General features: G+C 58.8%; 18 protein-coding genes and 1 pseudogene. 15 read left to right on the top strand and 4 right to left on the bottom strand.

Annotated elements, in window-relative coordinates:
• Window positions 1-142: 142 nt before the first annotated feature.
• The 11 genes and pseudogenes from L5014_RS37330 to L5014_RS37285 all read left to right on the top strand — a co-directional run.
• Window positions 143-778: pseudogene (locus tag L5014_RS37330) on the top strand (TniB family NTP-binding protein); the annotation flags it as partial.
• 27 nt (window positions 779-805) lie between these two features.
• Window positions 806-1,825: a TniQ family protein gene (locus tag L5014_RS39140; protein WP_420800201.1), complete on the top strand. Its 1,020-nt coding sequence runs from the start codon at window positions 806-808 to the stop codon at window positions 1,823-1,825.
• Window positions 1,803-2,669, top strand: coding sequence for a TniQ family protein (locus tag L5014_RS37325; RefSeq protein WP_338019390.1), 867 nt, complete (start codon window positions 1,803-1,805; stop codon window positions 2,667-2,669). Before L5014_RS39140 ends, L5014_RS37325 begins: the two co-directional genes overlap by 23 nt.
• Window positions 2,670-2,877: 208 nt before the next feature.
• Window positions 2,878-3,261, top strand: a complete 384-nt coding sequence (locus L5014_RS37320; RefSeq protein ID WP_238468881.1) for a hypothetical protein — start codon at window positions 2,878-2,880, stop codon at window positions 3,259-3,261.
• A complete protein-coding gene (locus L5014_RS37315; RefSeq protein ID WP_238468880.1) occupies window positions 3,255-3,827 on the top strand; it encodes a hypothetical protein in 573 nt (190 codons plus the stop codon). Before L5014_RS37320 ends, L5014_RS37315 begins: the two co-directional genes overlap by 7 nt.
• Before the next feature lie 13 nt (window positions 3,828-3,840).
• A complete protein-coding gene (locus L5014_RS37310; RefSeq protein WP_238468879.1) occupies window positions 3,841-5,055 on the top strand; it encodes a metallophosphoesterase in 1,215 nt (404 codons plus the stop codon).
• Window positions 5,056-5,222: 167 nt separating this feature from the next.
• Window positions 5,223-5,705, top strand: a complete 483-nt coding sequence (locus L5014_RS37305) for a hypothetical protein (RefSeq protein ID WP_238468878.1) — start codon at window positions 5,223-5,225, stop codon at window positions 5,703-5,705.
• Window positions 5,706-5,725: 20 nt separating this feature from the next.
• The gene (locus L5014_RS37300) at window positions 5,726-5,941 is read left to right on the top strand and encodes a hypothetical protein (protein ID WP_238468877.1); all 216 of its coding nucleotides are present in this window, start codon (window positions 5,726-5,728) and stop codon (window positions 5,939-5,941) included.
• Between the two features lie 693 nt (window positions 5,942-6,634).
• Window positions 6,635-7,018 carry a hypothetical protein gene (locus tag L5014_RS37295; RefSeq protein WP_238468876.1) on the top strand — a complete coding sequence of 128 codons (384 nt, stop codon included), beginning with the start codon at window positions 6,635-6,637 and terminating at the stop codon, window positions 7,016-7,018.
• 307 nt (window positions 7,019-7,325) lie between these two features.
• Window positions 7,326-7,769, top strand: coding sequence for a hypothetical protein (locus L5014_RS37290; protein ID WP_238468875.1), 444 nt, complete (start codon window positions 7,326-7,328; stop codon window positions 7,767-7,769).
• Window positions 7,770-7,800: 31 nt separating this feature from the next.
• Window positions 7,801-8,295: a 3'-5' exoribonuclease gene (locus L5014_RS37285; RefSeq protein ID WP_238468874.1), complete on the top strand. Its 495-nt coding sequence runs from the start codon at window positions 7,801-7,803 to the stop codon at window positions 8,293-8,295.
• 267 nt (window positions 8,296-8,562) lie between these two features.
• Here the strand turns inward: L5014_RS37285 and L5014_RS37280 are convergent, their stop codons facing one another.
• Entirely contained in the window at window positions 8,563-9,579 is a 1,017-nt protein-coding gene (locus tag L5014_RS37280) for an AraC family transcriptional regulator (RefSeq protein WP_238468873.1), read from the bottom strand.
• A gap of 98 nt (window positions 9,580-9,677) precedes the next feature.
• On the opposite strand from L5014_RS37280, the gene L5014_RS37275 reads away from it, so the two are divergent.
• From L5014_RS37275 to L5014_RS37260, 4 genes are read left to right on the top strand one after another with little or no spacing between them, the layout of a single operon-like run.
• Window positions 9,678-11,186 carry a flavin-containing monooxygenase gene (locus L5014_RS37275; RefSeq protein ID WP_238468872.1) on the top strand — a complete coding sequence of 503 codons (1,509 nt, stop codon included), beginning with the start codon at window positions 9,678-9,680 and terminating at the stop codon, window positions 11,184-11,186.
• A gap of 48 nt (window positions 11,187-11,234) precedes the next feature.
• Window positions 11,235-12,188: an alpha/beta hydrolase gene (locus L5014_RS37270; protein WP_238468871.1), complete on the top strand. Its 954-nt coding sequence runs from the start codon at window positions 11,235-11,237 to the stop codon at window positions 12,186-12,188.
• Window positions 12,189-12,192: 4 nt separating this feature from the next.
• Window positions 12,193-13,239, top strand: coding sequence for a saccharopine dehydrogenase family protein (locus L5014_RS37265; RefSeq protein ID WP_238468870.1), 1,047 nt, complete (start codon window positions 12,193-12,195; stop codon window positions 13,237-13,239).
• A 23-nt stretch (window positions 13,240-13,262) separates the two neighbouring features.
• Window positions 13,263-14,216, top strand: coding sequence for an alpha/beta hydrolase (locus tag L5014_RS37260; protein ID WP_238468869.1), 954 nt, complete (start codon window positions 13,263-13,265; stop codon window positions 14,214-14,216).
• Window positions 14,217-14,786: 570 nt separating this feature from the next.
• Here the strand turns inward: L5014_RS37260 and L5014_RS37255 are convergent.
• The 3 genes from L5014_RS37255 to L5014_RS37245 all read right to left on the bottom strand — a co-directional run bounded on the left by L5014_RS37255 (window position 14,787) and on the right by L5014_RS37245 (window position 17,742).
• Complete coding sequence (locus tag L5014_RS37255; protein ID WP_238468868.1) at window positions 14,787-15,134, bottom strand: RidA family protein; 348 nt, start codon at window positions 15,132-15,134, stop codon at window positions 14,787-14,789.
• Between the two features lie 55 nt (window positions 15,135-15,189).
• Window positions 15,190-16,509, bottom strand: a complete 1,320-nt coding sequence (locus L5014_RS37250) for an NAD(P)/FAD-dependent oxidoreductase (protein WP_238468867.1) — start codon at window positions 16,507-16,509, stop codon at window positions 15,190-15,192.
• A 111-nt stretch (window positions 16,510-16,620) separates the two neighbouring features.
• Complete coding sequence (locus tag L5014_RS37245; protein WP_238468866.1) at window positions 16,621-17,742, bottom strand: branched-chain amino acid ABC transporter substrate-binding protein; 1,122 nt, start codon at window positions 17,740-17,742, stop codon at window positions 16,621-16,623.
• Between the last annotated feature and the right edge of the window lie 213 nt (window positions 17,743-17,955).

The following is a 17,955-nucleotide window of genomic DNA, read 5'->3' as shown; positions in this document are numbered from 1 at the left end:
TCACGAACCATGGATCACTTACACCCAATGCGGCTTCGAACAGCTTGCTGTGCATGACCTGCCTTCGTCTTGGTTATGGATAAACCGGGACGATACCACCCACTGAAAATTCAACAGAGGCAAGAAATTTCCCCGCCGGGAAACCATGTGTCAGACGTCCTGCCCCGTTCTGGTGGTTAAGCTTTCAGAAAATCCAACTCCAGTCCAGTTCCTTCTGGATCTGCTCGAAGCAAGTGGTTACCGATCGTTAGATAGATTTCAAATGAAAGGGAAGGACCTCCTTGAGACATTTTTGAAAGTGGTTGTGGTTGGTGGCGTCAAGGTGATATTCGTCGACGAGGCGCATCACATCATTCCGACCTCGGGAAATCGAAAAAATAAAGAGCGGCTTGGTGGTGCCGTAGGAGACTTGGCGAAAATTCTCTGCGACATAAGTCAGCTGCCTCTTATTTGGCTAGCGAAGCCAAGTCTTCTCGAATTATTTGATAGTGAGACACAATTTTCGAGTCGTTGGCCTGGAAAAATAAAATTGCCGGAGTACAGAAACGATGAGGTCTGGCGAGGACTTCTAGACGTTTTCGACGAAGCGCTGCCGATGCATGAGCGATCAGATCTGGGTTCAGAAAGGAAGGCGAAATTTATTCATGAAGTAACGAAGGGAAATTTCAGAACGCTGAAGATGTTCCTGGCTGAATGTGTTCGAATTGCTTGCTCCGACAACGGAAGGAGCATCCAGGACGACCACCTTGTCAAGGCGTGCTATTCGCTTGCGCTTTGACGCATAAATGGAGTTGAGCGTGTCTGAATATCGAGCTTTTTTTCCGTTACACCGAAGTTCGAGGAGTCACTCGGGGGATTTCTGATCCGCGTTTGTCAGGAAAATCCCGGGCTCACGACGGGGCGTATTCTCAGATCCGTGTTCGGAAAGTGGTCGAAACCTGCGTCAGCCAAGGCCGGTAAGCTCGCCGAGTTTTGTAGGGCTGACCCAATGGCTGTCGCTGAACTTTCGGGGTACTGGCGACAAGCGATGCTGTCTCATGAGCAATACCGCTGTGCTGGCCATTGGATCGAGGCGCTTTCCTTTATCGGTTGCCCATGTTCCGCGATTTGTCCAATCTGCTTGATTGAGGCCCCGTATTCGCGTGCAGAGTGGGATATTTCCCTTTATGCGTGTTGCCCAGTTCACGGTGTATCGCTATTAGAAACCTGTCCATCCTGCTCGCGAAGTATCGGACTGAATCGCCAGGAGATCTGTCGTTGTCGATGTGGCTATGATTTCAGGCGAGCATTGATGAGTAATCCTTCTGCCCCGTCTTTAGAAATTGCAACCGGCTTGGACTGGGCTTTGTGGGGAGAGGATGCAAGAACAAAGGAACTAAAACATGGCATGGGACGGTGTGCCCGACTTATGGACTCGGAGGGCATTTGCGCTTTGCTGCCACAACTTTGGTTTCTAGGGATCACCTTGCCGGCCCTTACGGCGAACGTTCCATTGCGGGGAAGCAAGCGTTTAAGAAGGCAACAAGTAGACTCAGTTGCTGGCGAAGTTGTTGACGTTCTGAATGGCTGGCCCGACTCTTTCCTTGAGCGAATAAATCAACTTTATCGCAATCGCTACGTGTCGAACCCTGCGGATGCAGACCGCGTGTTGCGGTATGTGTGGAGGCGAACCCAGGACATTACTGCCCACGGGGATCCGTTGAATCTACGACGCGTATTTGTCCAGGCAGTCGGCGCTACGCAGTACCGCCGCCGCAAGCAACGCTGTCTCCGCGTATGTACTGCTCAAATGGAGTTAGACCTTGAAGAACAAGCTAAACCGTAACTGGGGTCACGAGTATTTCCATCTGCGGAACAATATTAGACGAGCAAGCAAGCGTTCCGGGCTGCGGTTGATAGGGTCGCCAGGTTTAATAGACGGGGAGGCGCTAAGTGGGTGGATTTATCGCCTCTGTATGCAACATCGTATCAGACCCGGGAATTTGATAGGGGCGTTGGGATTTGCAGGTCCGACTTCATCGCTTGACTTCTGCCCTTTGACTGCTGATGATCGGTGGCAAATTGCACGAGCGACCTTGACCAATCCAATGGATATTGATGAAGCGAGCGCGCTTGATTTCACGATTCTTGGAAAGCGCTCCTTCGTATGCCTATCAAATGACGTACGCAATCGCGTCCCTATTTATCGGCTGTGTCCGGATTGCCTCGCTTACGACGACATTCCTCATATTCGTTTGATGTGGCGCCTTGCTTACAATTTCATTTGCGAACATCATCGGCGTCCTTTTCTCGACACGTGCGGTCATTGTGGTCATCGACTTGATTTTACGTTCCGCTTTCCTCGGAGGACATTTCCCGACTGCGAATACGATATCGGACACTGCAATCGCTGCGGGAATGATTTGACCGGAGCAGCGTTCGCTCCAGTTAATTCAGACCTGGTGGATCATGTCCTGCAACTCCAGAATGAGTTCCATGACAGGGTGAGGCGAAGTGGACTGGAACCCAATTGCACGCTGGTATCTCCCGCAGAGCGAGTAAAGCCATATCTCGAGACGGCGAACGACTACGATGAAGATGCGGAACCGTGCTTTACCGGACTTTCGCTAAAGAGCTTGTTTGGAAGCGAATGGAAGGAAATTGCGAAGCAGATTCCTTGCATGCGATGACAATGCAATCGGAAACGGGCGTTTCCATTCGCGCTTTTGTCGAGCCGACTACCGGTCGGAACGATATGCCGGTAAGGCGATAGGCGGCGCTTGACGCCACACTACTGAACATACCGTAGTGGCCGAGATTTTCGATGGTAGCAGCCGATTTGCATCGCGCCGCGCTACCCCATTAGTTGGCGCAGGGCACGCGCTGGTGGAGGGCGCAATGAGCATCACAGACAAGATCACGCATACGAAGTACAGCCTGCGCAGCGGCGTCACGGACGGCCTCCCGAAACGTGAGCTGAACGGCGAGACGGTGCTGTTTGTGGTGAATGCACCGTATGAACTGCAGGAGCCGCTGTGTCGCTGGCTACTGGTGAAAAGGGCAGAGCCGCTGCCCATCCCGCCCGCAATCAAGGGTGATCGCCCGGACGCCGATGAGGTGCGCGCCATGCTGGCCGGCATGAACCCAGTGGACTACACAGTAATGGGGGATAGCCTGGACCGTCCTGCGATCCTGTGGAGCACGTGGGAGGCGTTCGTGGACTGGATGCGGAGCACGCTGCAGGCCGAACTCACCCGGCTCGAAGCGGGGGCATCATGCTGATCCCGACATGGGCCGCGATCACCGGCGGCGTCGCTGGCGCGGCTGGCGTGGTTGGCGTGCTGTCTAACTTCGGCAAGATCGTTTCCTTCGTAGGCTCTGCAGCTTCATGGCTGAGAGAGAGACTCACAGACAGGGATCTCGCGCCGGGTTTGCCAAAGCAAACCATCGTCGCCATCCAGCACCCGCGCTTCAATGCGCTGTGGTGGCACCTTGGCCAGATGGGAGAACGGCCGATGTTACAGGTCGTCGGCGATTTCAATGTGACCAACACATGGAACCAGCCCGTGCGCTTGGCCGGTGCACTGTTACGCTATCGACGCTGGGGCATCTTCGCGCGCATCGAGCGTGGCGACACCAGTGTGAAAGCCGTAGGATCGCAGTACTCGGGCGACTACCCGATACCACCTAACCATATGACATGGCTTCGCGTGAGCTTCCATATCGTTCTCAAGCATCACGAGCCGCGTAAGCGGTTCAACGTCGATCTCGCGATCATCGACCAGTTTGGCAATCACCACTGGATCAAAGGCCTGATCTTCAGGCACACAGACGCGATGTTCGACTGACAGAGCCCTGACTATGAGACGCAACCATCGTGCACGCTCTCGCGAGGAAAGTAACACGCTGCGAAAGACCTTCTATGAAAGGTTTGATCGGGGCGAACTGTCGCTGCAGGAAGCCGCGAAATTGATGCGCGAACTTTTTGGAATGACCCAGGCCGACTTCGCTGCACATCGCGGTGTCAGCGTGCGGACCATTCAGGATCTGGAGCAAGGTCGGCGTCGGCCCTCCGTCGAGTCGCTTAACCGCATCGTGAGCATTTTTGGACTTGAAGCCCTGCCAGTAGCCGAAGGGGCGCATAGGCTCGCCCGCAAGCCGCGCGAGGTTGTGGTGTCATCACATCGCCGCATGCACGGACCGGAAACGAAGCCTATGACGCGTCTCCGAAGAAAACAACACGCGCCAGACCTGGATGGGCTTCAACCTGTTCATCGGTATCCGCTCAATATCCATGGCCGGGACTTTGCTGTGGGCGACGTTCACGGCTGTTTTTCGATGCTGGACGCCGAACTGGCCGCACGCGGGTTCGATCCGGCACGCGATCGCCTGTTCAGCGTCGGGGATCTGGTAGACCGCGGTGCGGAGTCTGCTGCCGTGCTTGATGCCGTGCAGCGTCACGCCATCAAGGCGGTGCGTGGAAACCACGAGCAGGGCATTCTGGATTGGGCACTACGGGATAACATTGACCTCAGCCGGGTTCAGGCCATGCGCGACAATCCTGATCAGGCTCTCGCGAATTGGTCATATGTCGATAGCCGCACGAGCGAACTGGTGTGCAACGGCGGCGAGTGGTTTATCGAACTGTATTGCGCCGAAGACAGCCCGGTTAAGGCTCACGACATCGTGAGCTACTTCTCTGTGTTGCCGTACGCCATTGAGGTCGAAACTGCGCACGGCCTGGTCGGCATCGTGCACGCCGAGGTGCCATGCGATCAATGGTCGGAGGTGACACATACCCTGCAGACCCGTCGATCGAGTCAGGTGCGCGAAACCGTGCTGTGGGATCGTAGCCGCTGGACGGGTGGGCTTATACCGGAGCGCATCGAAGGGGTAAGCGCCGTGATTGTTGGACATACCCCGCATCATGAGATCCGCCTGCGTGGCAATGTTATCGACATCGACACGGGAGCTGTGTACCGCTATCTGGGCAACGGCCTTACGGTTCTCGACCTGGCTGATATTCCGGATTGCCTCAGTGAGCGTTGCCCAGGCCGGCCGGCCGAACGTAGTTAGCGTATCGTGCTTCCAGGTTTGCATGGCGGTCGCAATGGATTTTCAACCTGTTCGCGGGGCGCGCGGCGCAACAAAATATAGGATGTGGTGTTTAGTGGTTTTCGGGGGCATCAAGTATTCGGCGCGGGGGTGTGGCGGCGGGATTCCCCGTTCGAAAGGGCTCAACCATGCTGCTGTTTCTCGACACTGAGTACACCGGCCTAGGCCAGTCGCCGCCGAAGCTCATCAGTCTTGCGCTTGTGGCTGAGGATGGCTCACGCGAGTTCTATGCCGAGTTCGCCGACGGATGGACGCCCGATGACTGCACGCCGTACGTGCAGCGCGAAGTGCTGCCGCTGCTCGAGGGCCCGCGGCTATCGTACGGCGAGGCCCGCGCAGCGCTGCGTGGGTGGCTTGATCGTGCGCCGCGCGCCGTGCAGGTCGCGTGCGACTCGGAGACCGACTGGCGTTTCCTGCTCGATCTGCCTAGCCTGCCGTTGCCGGCTAACCTCGCTGATCGTCGATACGATTTGCGGCCCTTGGGCGACACAGCGATCTATGATCGGGCAGTGGCCGCGTGCTATCAGACGGACATCCGTGAGCACCACGCACGGCCGATGCGCGAGCCTACCGGCGAGGCTGGCTTGCAGGGATGGACACGCGCAGAATAGATGCATAGGGAGTTAAAACCATGTTGCCAGCACCGACTCGCCGCCAGTGGGACCTGGCTCGCCTTTACGTCAAGAACGTGATCGAGGGCCCCAACACCGATATCGACCGCATCATCCTGGACGTGCTGGAAACCGGGGCGCTTTCGCCCACGCTGAAATCCGAATTCCCGCTGCTCGCTGGCAATGAGCTGGCCCAGCGCGTGGTGGCCGCGGTGCGCTCCGTCATCCCGTGCTAAGCCTGCGCTGGCAGGCAAAGTGGGGATTCGAAATTAGAAGCCCAGGATGCAGGGTGTTTTTTCGGAAAAGTCGCCGCGTGAGTCCGCCGGAGCGGAACATGGACGCTGCGATCCAGTAGGCCAACCCTGAAATTCAGGCACCTGGAAAAACGGGTCAGGAATTGAGGCCGTCATGACGGGAAAATTGAGGGGCATCGTTCACACACCGGTCCGCCCCGTGTCGATTCACGAGATGAACGAGGCAATTGCGGCGGGCGCCGTCGCAAGCGAGTGGCCCGCACATCTGCAGATGGACAGGCACCGGCGCAGTCTCGAGCTCCCGAACTCGGGCGTGAGGACTCGCCGCGCTACGCGCTGCGTTTTGACAGCCGCGAGCGCATGGCGATCCCGTGGGATGTGTGGGAGGAATATTTTTGTCTTGGATGCAGCAGATGCTATTCCGGGCTCTTGAACAGCTAGAGGAAAGGTAACGGGGTTTCCCTCTCCGCTTCACCTGTAGCTTGCTGGGGCAGACGCATTTGCGGGCGGCGCATCGGCAACGCCCCGGCCCTTGGCGGCTTCAAGACTCGGATCAACGGCACGGTTCGGCTGTGCCGGCCCGCTGCCCCGGCCAGGTAGCTTGGGCTGCCGCCGCCCGGCGACCCGACATAACGCCCGAGCGAGGGCACGCAACGCTTACCCAGGAGGACGCCCGTGAACCCGGAACTGACGACGCAGCTGTACGAACGCTACCCGCTCATCTTTGCGCGCCGGCCGCTCCTGGACTGCGGCGATGGCTGGTTCGACCTGCTCGACAGGCTGTGCGGGAGCTTGCACAACGAGACGACGCAGAACGGCGGGCCGCAGGTCATCGCAAGCCGGGTCAGGGAAAAATTCGGCGGGCTGCGCTTTGAAGCGGGTCCCGCCAACGAGTACCAGCGCGGCATGATCGACCTAGCCGAGGCCTTCAGCGTGCGGCTGTGCGAGGTATGCGGCAATCGGGGGAAAATCATCGGGCCGACGTTGGCACGGACCCGCTGCGACGATCATGTGGACAGTGGGGAGGCCGAGCGCCGCGTGCCCGCGCGAGGCGCATAGCGCCTGACGCTTCGACAGGAAAGAGAGACCATGCCGAAACACGAAGAACACAAAGGGCATACCGCGACGGGTATCGCGGCTTTCACGAAGGCGAGGCGCGGCAGGAAAACTGAGGTGAAATAGTATGTCAGACCGTGAGACGGCCCTTTCCGGGGCGCGTTGGCGGCATCTTCCGCCCGGTGCCGGTCATTTTTTAGCAAGTACCTGATTTCATGGGCTACAAAAATTTTTATGCGGATACTTTTCGACAGGTGACTGTTTATGGGAGCCTGTCCGCTTCGATGCAGCGCGTCTGATGGAGGTAACGATGGGCAAGCTGAGGGGCATCGTTCCCGTACCGAACCGCTCCGTGTCGATTTACGGGATGAGCGAGGCAATTGCGGCGGGCGCCGTCGCAAGCGAGTGGCCCGCACATCTGCAGTTGGACAAGCACCAGCGCAGTCTTGCGCTGCACGGGTTCATCGCCGACAGGCTCCGTGGCAATCCGGAATTGCTCGCTGTGGCGCGCGAAAACCTGACGCGCTGGATGCCGATGAACCGGCACGCGCAACCCTGGCTCGCTGAATGGCAGGCCGTGATCGACCAAGGGCTCGACGCCACGCTCGCGCTGATGACGGATCCGGGGGATCACGCAACAGACATGCGACAGTCGTCGCCATTCACTGGAATCCTGACGAACGATGAGCGGCGCGACTTTCTCGCGGCGTGGCGGGCAAGCCATCCGCACGTGCGTCGGGACTCAAAGGTCTAAAAACATCCTTTCGAGTCTGGCACTTTAATCTTTGAAATCGCCGCACCGGCTCACGATCATGCGCATTTTTGTCGACTGCGAGTTTACCGACTTCCTTGAATGCGAACTCGTCAGCCTCGCACTCGTAGCCGATGACGGTCGCGAGTTCTACGGCGAGTGCTCGGAGTACGATCCGGCCAATTGCAGCGAGTTTGTGCGCGCGGCCGTACTCCCGCAACTCGGCCAGCATGTGGGGCGTGTGTTCACGCGCGGGGCCTTGCGTGTGGCGCTCGTCACGTGGCTGGGGCAGTTCGACTGCGAGCCGGAGCGGTCACTATGTTTCGATTACGGCGGTGACTGGGATCTGCTTTGCGATTTGCTCGACGGACCGCCTCCAGGCTGGCGTGCGGTGAACGTGGCCGGACTGCTCGACCGGCGCCGCTCCGAAGATTATTACCGAGCGTACGGCGGCCGGCATCACGCCCTCGCAGACGCGCGCGCGAATCGCTATGCGATGATGCGGATTGACGTGGCGCCCAGCGACTGAAGGTGTCCGCGGTGTTAGCCTGAACTCGATGACGGGTACGCTGCGATTGCTGATAAGCCAGGCTCAGCCGCTGGATGACGGCGAGCTATCGAATTACCTCAGGGCTCGTCTTCGAGGCGTACCGTGTCGCGGAGTTTTCCACCCGGCCGAACTCGGCCAAGAGCTGCCGTTCACGAATCCTGTCGTTTAGACGCTCGGACGGCCGCTTTGCATCATTAGGCAGTCGTCGCGTTGACGACGATGAATCCCTCCCTTTTGATCCTGCAATCATTTTTTCTGATGCTTGCCACGTATGTCCGAAGGTGTGGTGTCGAACCACTGACGGCAAGCGCGCGACAATGCGGATTGCGCTGGAAATCCGAGCATCAACGAAATCTGAACGATCGTCAGCCGGGTATTTTGAAGATAGTGAACCGCGAGTTGCTTTCGAAGCTGATCCTTTAGCAATTCGAAACTTGTGCCCTCTTCTGAGAGGCGACGCTGCAGCGTTCTCGGATGCAGTGCAAGCAGCGCGGCTACGCCGGATTTGTCGTCGCTCGACGTGCCGAGCGTCTGCCGCAGCACCTGACGAACGCGATCTGACGTGCTCCCTTCAGCCGCACCGAAGTTCCGGAAAATATAGTCTTCCGCGATCTGATGAAACGTGGCGTTTGCGCCCTGCACATTGGCGCTGAATGTATTGCGCGCGATGTGCAACGTTGCGCCCCCCGGTTCCTCGAGCAGTTTCGCTCCAAAAAACCGTTCATACACCGCGCGGCTGACGACAGGTTCGTGTGGTATTGAAACGGCGCGAAGGTCGTATTTGTCGCCGGCAAACAGCCGCAAGAAGTGGTGTGCATCCGCGAGGCAAAGGTCACTGTTTTGCCGCGTCACGACAGGACCCGACAGGTGAACGTCGACGGACACCGCCACCGTGTTCTTCACAACAGGACTGCGCTCGTTGACCGACACGACAATTCCTGGGCTGTGCACGAACATGTATCGAATTACATCGCTCAAGGCATCCTTGATCGTGGCGGCATTGCGTAACACGATGCTTAACGGACCGAGCACGTCGATGCTCTGATGCGAGGATAGGCGCAGGCCGAAATCACCACATCCCGTCACCTCGGCACTGGCTTCCAGAAGATGCGTGGCGGAGCGAAGCGATACCAACGTATCGTCCCGGTCCAGCGATTCCTCCGCAATGCGATAGCGGCGCAGCAGCGGCACGGGATCGTGGCCCATGTTGCGCATCAATACCGGATAGCCACGAAGGCCACTTGCTCTTACCAGAGGATCCATGTCTCAAAATGTAAAACAATAGTCTCGTGACGTCAAACGCTGATGTCGGGTCGAGACTAGAGTGCGGATGTCGATCACAATCAGGGAGGAGACACCCGATGAATACCGAATACGACGTCCTCATCATTGGCGCCGGCATTTCCGGTATCGGCATGGCCTGCCATCTGGCCAGCAAGTGCCCGGACAAGCGCGTCGCAATCGTTGAGCGCCGCAATGCGATTGGCGGAACGTGGGATCTGTTCCGTTATCCCGGCATTCGGTCCGACTCGGACATGTTCAGCTTTGGCTATGCGTTCCGGCGGTGGCATGACTACAAGGTCCTCGCCGACGGGCCTTCAATCCGGCAATACATTGCCGACACTGCGCGCGAGCATGGTGTTGACCGACTCATCCGGTTCGGCATCACGGTTGACGGCGCGTCGTGGTCGACTGCGCAGCGCCACTGGATAGTGAGCGCCCGGAAAGACGACACGGGCGAGACGTTGAACTTCACCTGCACGTTCCTCGTTTCCTGTACCGGCTATTACAACCACGATCAGGGATATCTGCCGCATTTCCAGGGCCAGGAGCGATTCAAGGGGCAACGTATTCACCCGCAGCACTGGCCCGAGAATCTCGACTACCGCGGCAAGCGTGTCGTCGTCATCGGCAGCGGTGCAACGGCAGTCACGCTCGTTCCCGCGATGGCTGGAATGGCCGCACACGTCACGATGCTGCAGCGTTCGCCGAGCTACATCTTTTCGGTGCCGGCTTACGACAAGATCTCCGCCGCACTGGACCGCGTACTGCCAAGCCAGTGGGTGTACGCCATGGCCCGCTGGCGCAACATCCGGCTGCAACGTCTCATCTACAAGGCGGCGAAGCGCTGGCCGCGCCGGATCCGGTCCCGGTTGCTGGCCCATGTCGAAAAGCAGGTCGGCGGCACGAACATGCGTCACTTCACGCCCGCGTATAACCCATGGGATGAGCGATTGTGCGCGGTTCCGGACGGCGATCTGTTCACGGTCATCCGCGAGGGAAAGGCATCCGTCGTAACTGACCGCATCGAGACATTTACTGAAAACGGCATTCTCCTGGCGTCTGGCAAGGTGCTCGACGCAGATATCGTGGTCTCGGCGACGGGCCTCCAGCTCCAGTCGCTCGGCGGCATGAGCCTGCGCGTCGATGGGAAACAAATCAAGGTCAGCGACGTCATGACCTACAAGGGCGTACTGCTCCAGGACGTTCCAAATTTCGCCTATTTGTTCGGTTACACAAACGCGCCCTGGACGCTGAAAATCGATATGGCGGCGGCCTATGTCTGCCGATTGATTCAGCACATGGATACGGAAGGCTTCGACACTGTAAAAGCGCGCGCGCCGTCCAGCGAAATGCTCGACGAATCGATCATGGGCTCGTTGCAGTCGGGTTATGTGCAGCGCGGCCAGGATGTCCTGCCGCGCCAGGGCCGGACGCTGCCGTGGCGCGTGCTCCACAACTTCGAGGCGGATCGCGAGATGCTGCTAAAGGACGCGATCGTCGACTCGGCGCTCGAATTCACGCGCCCCGGCGCACGCGCGGCGGCTTCTCCCTCAGGGCACGCGAACAAGCGCGCGGTTTCCGCATGACGCATGCGCATGCCCAACATTCGGCAAAAGATCAAGCGAGAAGCCTTCATGCGCAGTTTCGATTCCCCCTTCCTGAGCCAGGGCGAGCGCTGTGCTGGCACACTCATGCTGCCGGACACGGGCGACACGTCGCCGGTGATCGTTATGGCGCATGGCTTCGGCGCAATCCGGGCAGCTGGCCTGCCCGCATTCGCGCGACGCTTCGTGGCCGAAGGCTACGCGGTATTTCTGTTCGACTATCGCAATTTCGGAGATAGCGAAGGCATGCCGAGGCATTGGGTCAGCCCTCGCCGGCACCTTTCCGACTGGGCAGCAGCAGTCCGGCACGTGCGGAGGCTTTCCTGTATCGATACCACGCGTGTCGTTCTGTGGGGTACGTCGTTTTCGGGCGGCCACGTGCTCGAAACAGCCGCAAACGATCACGGGATTCATGCAGTCATCGCGCAGGTTCCGCACGTGAGTGGTGTCGCGAGCCTGCGCCAGGTGCCGGCGCGCGTGACGCTTCGCCTCGCAATCGCGGCACTGCTCGACCAGGGCGGCAGGCTCTTCGACCGTCCGCACTACAGCCCCATCGTCGGGCGCCCCGGCGACGCGGCCGCGCTAACGAGTGTCGAGTGCCTGGAGGGCTACGCGAGATTGCTTCCGGATGGAGCCCATTGGGAAAACAAGGTGCTGTCCCGAATCTTTCTGGAGGTTCCGCTGTATAGCCCGGCTCGCTCCGCATGCCGGATCAAGGCGCCGACACTCATCGTCGCCGGCCGGCGCGACACGGTCACGCCGGCCGTGGCGGCCTGGCGCGCAGCCACATGTATTCCGGACTGTGAATTTCATCTCATCGACGGCAACCACTTCGAACTTCATCTCGAAGACGAGGGAGTGTGTCTGCAGAACATTGCAATACAAATAGCATTCCTTAACAAACATCTCGGCGTCGATCAGTGCGCCACCCAAGACACCGCAGCTGGGCACGGCAGCGGCAAAGCGATTCACGAGCATGAGTAAGAGTATGAGCGCAAAGCTGATGATCTATGGCGCGTACGGCTATACGGGTGAACTGGTCGTTCGCGAAGCGATACGTCAGGGAATGCAGCCGGTCATCGCGGGGCGAGACAGCAAGAAACTCCAGCCGCTGACGGATGCGTACGGTATCGAGTCTCGCGCGTTCGCGGTTGCCGACGCGAGAGCATCCCTCGATGGTGTCGCCGTCGTGTTGAACTGCGCGGGGCCGTTTTCGAGAACTGCACGCGCTTTCGTGGATGCCTGCATTGATAATCGCGTGCATTACGTGGACATCAGCGGCGAAATCCCGGTCTTCCAGTTCTGCCACGCACAAAATGCACGCGCAGTCAGCGCAGGTGTTGTGCTCTGCCCCGGCGCGGGGTTCGATATCGTCCCGACCGATAGCCTCGCTGCGGCACTGAAGTCGCGGATGCCCGATGCAACGCGAATCGACCTCGCCTTTTCGTTCGGAACGAAGCCAAGCATCGGAACGGTGAAAACCATCCTCGAGTCAGCCGCAAGTGGTGGGCTCGTCCGACGAGATCACCGCCTCGTTTCGGTGCCGAATGCCTGGCGAATCAGACGCATTCCATTTCCTGGCGGCGCGCGCTGGGCCGTGTCGATTCCATGGGGCGATGTGTTTACCTCGGGCATATCGACCGGCGTACCGGACGGTCTCGTCTACTGCGCGTTGCCGCTCACAATCGGGCTCACGATGCGGCTCACCAACTTCATGCGCGGGTTCTTTGGCGTTCCGTCCGTATCCAGGGCGCTCAACACTGCAGCACAGCGGATCTTTGCAGGCGGTCCGGAAGCAGGCAAGCGCGAAGTCCAGCGAACGGAGTTCTGGGCTCAAGCGACGAACCTGCAGGGCGAGACGGTCACGATGAAGATGTCGGCGCCCAATGTCTACGCGATGACGGCGGACACGGCACTGGCGATTGCCAATCACTGCCTGAGCCATCCGGGACCAGCTGGCTACAGGACGCCCTCGATGTTGATGGGCAGCGCGTTCTTCCTGGAACGTCCAGGCTTTGACGTGTCGTATGCATGACACTACGTATAGAGATCTGAAAGATGACGACTTATGCACAGCAACAAAACTGGCGGGACATTCAGCGCTTTCTGCCGGCCGAGTTTCAACTAACGCCGCCGCAGGAGCCTCAGGAAGAATGGTGGCCGTGGAATGGGCATCGCATTCATCTCGATTGCTACCGCAATGCGAGCGCACCGCTGAAGGTGATTCTTTTCCATGGAGTGGGTACGAATGGCCGGCAAATGTCGACGATATTGGGCGCGCCGCTTGCCCACCGAGGCTTCGAAACCATCGCGATCGACATGCCGGAATATGGCCTGACACAGGTGGGCCGAGGCAAGTCGGTGCGCTACGACGATTGGGTACAAGCCGGTAGCGACCTCATCGACATTGAACTGGCAAGGGACAGCCGGCCCATCGTGCTATACGGACTGAGTGCGGGCGGTATGGAGACGTATCACGTTGCGGCAAAGAACGGGAAAGTCAGTGGTATCGTCGGAATGACCTTTCTCGATCAACGCATCCAGCAGGTGCGCGACGAGACTGCGTATAACCAGTTCATGAGTCGTGTTGGCGGCCCACTCGCGGCGCTGACCGCGCGCACGCCGCTCGCCGGGCTGCGCATGCCGATGTCCATAGCGAGCAAGATGTCTACGCTCGTCAACGACCCGGCTGCGCTGAAAGCCTGCATGGCGGACAAAACGTCGGCCGGAAAGTGGGTAACCATGAGCTTTCTGGCCAGCTACACCGGCTATCAACCCGCTATCGAGCCGGAGGATTTCGACGTATGTCCGGTACTGTTGACGCAGCCTGCGCAGGATCGCTGGACGCCCCTGCATTTGAGTCAGTTGTTCCTGCAGCGAATCAAGCGGGTTCCTGTCGCGGTTACGATGCTGGAAAACGCGGGCCATTACCCGCTGGAACAGCCTGGCCTGAATCAGATGGTCACCGCGATCCATGACTTCTGCGTCGACGCGACACGCGACCACCCGTGATCGTGGCCGGATGTCTCTGCTGGTCTGAGAGCGGTCGTTGACTACCGCACAAATTAAACGGCAGCTGAGGGTCGCCTGCTGCCGATCGCAGCCTCGCGAGGTTGAAGCTGCGTATGCAAAGTGCATGGGTCGGCACCCGGCCACTATCAGCCACTCGCGAGCACCGAAGCATAGACATCCAAATGTCTCTTCGCACCAACAAGCAGCCGTTCGATTCAAGCGCAAAGAGGTCACTTCGTCGGCACCGAATGCGGCCACCTTGTAGACCGGGATCTGGGCAGCGAAATATGCTGCCGGGACATATCGTAGATTTCGTCGATTTGCTTTGCTGACGACCGAAGCTCACTTGTGCGATGTCGTCTGAACAGGCACGTGGCGCCCGAGTTTCAATTGACTGGAGCGTAACCCTGCTCGATGGCCCCTTTTCACCGAAGGCAATCGTGTCCTTGAAATTTGGGCCGGCGAACCAGATCCAATGGTCCGTTCCACAATCCACGGCCCGATGCTTAACGGCAAGCGTTGAAGCCTATTGTTGTGTAACACCGCCGTGAGCGCAGTGGCGGATGCGCTTTAGCCTCGGTACGCGAACGCCTGCACTTCAATGAGGTACCCCGGGTCGGCGAGCCGGCTTTCCACCGTCGCACGAACCGGCTTCTCGGAACCGTCGACCCACTTGTCGTAGACGGCGTTCATGCCTTCGAAATTGTCGATGTTGGATAGCCAGATCTGAATACGGGTGAGATGATTTTTTGTGAGTCTTGCCGCGGCAAGCAATTCATCGATTTGTGCGAGAACCTGTGCGGTCTGGCCGCCAATATCAGCGGACATATCGTCGGCAATCAGACCGCCGGTCACGAAGAAGTCACCGTATTCGACGGCTCGGGAAGCCCTGTTGTTCGGCGTAATGCGATTGATCATGTAGATACTCTCCTTTGCTAAGGGTTAAAAAATCTCTGGCGCGCATGCTTGCGGCTCAAACGTCCCCTTTGGCGTGAGCCGCCTCCCAGGCAATGCGCGCTCTCGCGGCAACGAGGCGAACCGGATCGGGCGGAATCCATGTTGGATGCGAGCTTTGAAGCACAAATTTCAGGTTTTCGCTCTCGACGTCGCACATATAGTCGGCCATGTAGTAGCCGAGATAAGTGCCCTTGACGACGCCCACGCCATTGCAGCCACTCAGCACATAGACGCCCTCGTCCGGATTCGAAAACACGGGTTCGTGGTTTTTGGTCATCGCAAACAGACCGCCCCACGTATAGTCGAATTCCATTTTCCTCAGGAACGGGAAACGCGCCTCGAACGATGAGCGGTGGTTGCGCCACGCCGCCTCCAGGTCGGCTCCCGTGCTTTTCAGATCAGGCAGGTAATCATAGGTATTACGAACAAATATCCGGTTGTCGTGCGTGAAGCGAACGGTCGTCCCCGCAAGATGCGCTGACGTTACGCCCCATGGCTGTACGCCGCTGAAATGCAGGCGAAGCTCCTCGCCGCTCAGCGGGCGGGTCAGGCTCGCGTAGGTGAAGATCGGCACGATGCGGCGGGCAAGCTTGCCGAACTGCTCCGAATACGAGTTGGTCGCCTGCACGACCTTGCGCGCCGTAATAGTCCCGCCGACAAAGTGCAGCTTGTGCGGCGGCCCGTATTCGACGCCCTGAACCGGACTGTTTTCGAATAGCGACACCGAAGGCGGGAGCGCCTTGATCAGCCCACGCACCAGCGCAGCCGGATTGGCGAGCACGTTGCCTCGCGTGTAAACGGCAGAACGGTAGTAGTCCGTACCCAGCCGACGCGCCAGCTCCGGTCCGGAAACCAAGTCGTACTCGAACCCCGCCTGCTTGAGCATGCCCGCGAAGTTATTCAGTCCCGGAAGGTTGCTCTCCTCACGGGCCGCCATGTACTTGCCGGAATCGGTCCACGACGGAATCGCATACTGATCCTTGAACGCACGCAAGCGCTCGATGCCAAACACGTTCAGGCGAAAGAGCGAGCGTGCGTGCTCGACACCGGTCTTCGCGAAGTTCATGTTGTGCGGCAGGTCGATCAGAAACCCGGCGTTTCGGCCCGATGCGCCTTCGCCGACACGAAGTGCGTCCACCAGCGCAATACGCGCCGAGGGGTCGATCTCGGCAAGACGCAACGCCACGGAGATGCCCGTGAAGCCGGCGCCGATTACCGCGTAGTCGAACTCATGCGAACCCTTCAGCCTGGGTCCAAGGCGAACGGCAGAATCGGGCGAGGTTTCGAGCCAGCCAAGGTCGCCGTCTATCTGCGGCAACTTCTCCACCTTATGCATTCCCGCCCCCTGATTACCCTGGTGAGACGATGCTTGAAAACGAACTCATCGACAAACGAAATCGCGTAATGAGGCATTCCGCAGGGGAATGCCCCATCAAACCGCGATCACTTACAGACGGGTCGTCTGGATCGGCACGTAGTGCCCGTTCTTGACCTGATAGAGCGTCACACTGCTTGAACGCAGGTCGCCCTTCTCATCGAAGGCAATCGTGCCCGTCACGCCCTCGAAGCTGATTTTCTTCATGGCTGGCAGGAAGTCCTTCGGCGACGTCGAATTCGCCAGTTGCATGGCGTGGACGAAGGCCCACACGGCGTCGTACGCATACGGCGCGTAGAGAATAACCGGACCGAACTTCTTGAACTGCTCAACAAACTTCTTGCCACCCGGCATGGTGTCCAGCGGCTGCCCTGCCTGCGCAGAAATCGTGCCCTCGGAAGGCGGACCGGCGAGCTTGATGAAATTGTCCGTTTCGATCGACGAACCGAAAAGCGCCACCTTCATCGACAACCCGGCCATCTGCTTGCGCATCGGACCCGCCTGGGCATCCACACCGCCATAGAAGATCGCCTGGGGTTCGCTGCCCTTTACCGCGGTAAGCACGCTACGAAAATCAATCGTGTTGGGCGTCACATATTGCCGGTCCACGACCGTCGCGCCATCCTTCTTCAGTTCTGCTGCAACGATATCTGCGAGTCCCTGACCATAGGCCGACCGGTCATCGATAATGGCGATGCGCTTGTATCCCGCTGTCTTCGTCAGGTACTGAGCGACCACGCGGCCCACGTAGGCGTCGTCGCCAATCACGCGGAATGTTGTCGCAAACCCCTGGCGGGTCAGCACGGGATTGGTGGCCGACGGCGAAATCTGCGGAATGCCCGCGTCGGAATAGATCTTCGAAGCAGGTACCGAGGTGCCCGAGGTCAGGTGCCCGACGACTCCGACGACGCCGGCATCCACGAGCTTTTGCGCGACCGTTACTGCGGACTTCGGGTCCGCCATATCGTCTTCGGAGTCGATGGTAAGGTGCAGCGGTACGCCCTTGATCTTGATGCCCGCGGCGTTGACCTGCTCGACCGCCAACCGCGCACCGTTCTCCACGTCCTTGCCCTGACTCGCAAGCGGCCCGGTCAAGGGGCCGGCCACGCCAATCTTGACGTCGTCGGCATACGCAGTTCCGATCAAGGCCGCACCGAGTGCGACTACGCTTGCCACTTTAGTCATGCTAATCATGATACTTGTCTCCTGAACCATAGTATTAAATTCACAGCCGTGTGGTGTATATCCTTTACGGCGCCAACTCATTTACCCGCTTATTCACCCAATCTCGTGAGTGCCGAATTCGAGCCCATTTTCGGCTAGGTTCCCAGTCGGAACATCTCGAATGTCTCGGGGTCCTGCCTTTCTGTGATGAATTTTGCGAAGAAATGGGTTCCGGTGCTATTC

Origin of the sequence: Paraburkholderia tagetis (assembly GCF_022213065.1) — a bacterium.
GTDB lineage: Bacteria > Pseudomonadota > Gammaproteobacteria > Burkholderiales > Burkholderiaceae > Paraburkholderia > Paraburkholderia tagetis.
The sequence above is the reverse complement of the archived record's forward strand: the minus strand, read 5'-3'. Positions and strand labels throughout refer to the sequence as shown.

Excerpts from the sequence above, each read along its gene's own strand:
- L5014_RS37320 (WP_238468881.1), top strand. The coding sequence starts at position 2,878 with ATGAGCATCACAGACAAGATCACGCATACGAAGTACAGCCTGCGCAGC.
- L5014_RS37315 (WP_238468880.1), top strand. The coding sequence starts at position 3,255 with ATGCTGATCCCGACATGGGCCGCGATCACCGGCGGCGTCGCTGGCGCG.
- L5014_RS37310 (WP_238468879.1), top strand. The coding sequence starts at position 3,841 with ATGAGACGCAACCATCGTGCACGCTCTCGCGAGGAAAGTAACACGCTG.
- L5014_RS37305 (WP_238468878.1), top strand. The coding sequence starts at position 5,223 with ATGCTGCTGTTTCTCGACACTGAGTACACCGGCCTAGGCCAGTCGCCG.
- L5014_RS37300 (WP_238468877.1), top strand. The coding sequence starts at position 5,726 with ATGTTGCCAGCACCGACTCGCCGCCAGTGGGACCTGGCTCGCCTTTAC.
- L5014_RS37290 (WP_238468875.1), top strand. The coding sequence starts at position 7,326 with ATGGGCAAGCTGAGGGGCATCGTTCCCGTACCGAACCGCTCCGTGTCG.
- L5014_RS37280 (WP_238468873.1), bottom strand. The coding sequence starts at position 9,579 with ATGGATCCTCTGGTAAGAGCAAGTGGCCTTCGTGGCTATCCGGTATTG.
- L5014_RS37275 (WP_238468872.1), top strand. The coding sequence starts at position 9,678 with ATGAATACCGAATACGACGTCCTCATCATTGGCGCCGGCATTTCCGGT.
- L5014_RS37270 (WP_238468871.1), top strand. The coding sequence starts at position 11,235 with ATGCGCAGTTTCGATTCCCCCTTCCTGAGCCAGGGCGAGCGCTGTGCT.
- L5014_RS37265 (WP_238468870.1), top strand. The coding sequence starts at position 12,193 with ATGAGCGCAAAGCTGATGATCTATGGCGCGTACGGCTATACGGGTGAA.
- L5014_RS37260 (WP_238468869.1), top strand. The coding sequence starts at position 13,263 with ATGACGACTTATGCACAGCAACAAAACTGGCGGGACATTCAGCGCTTT.
- L5014_RS37255 (WP_238468868.1), bottom strand. The coding sequence starts at position 15,134 with ATGATCAATCGCATTACGCCGAACAACAGGGCTTCCCGAGCCGTCGAA.
- L5014_RS37250 (WP_238468867.1), bottom strand. The coding sequence starts at position 16,509 with ATGCATAAGGTGGAGAAGTTGCCGCAGATAGACGGCGACCTTGGCTGG.
- L5014_RS37245 (WP_238468866.1), bottom strand. The coding sequence starts at position 17,742 with ATGATTAGCATGACTAAAGTGGCAAGCGTAGTCGCACTCGGTGCGGCC.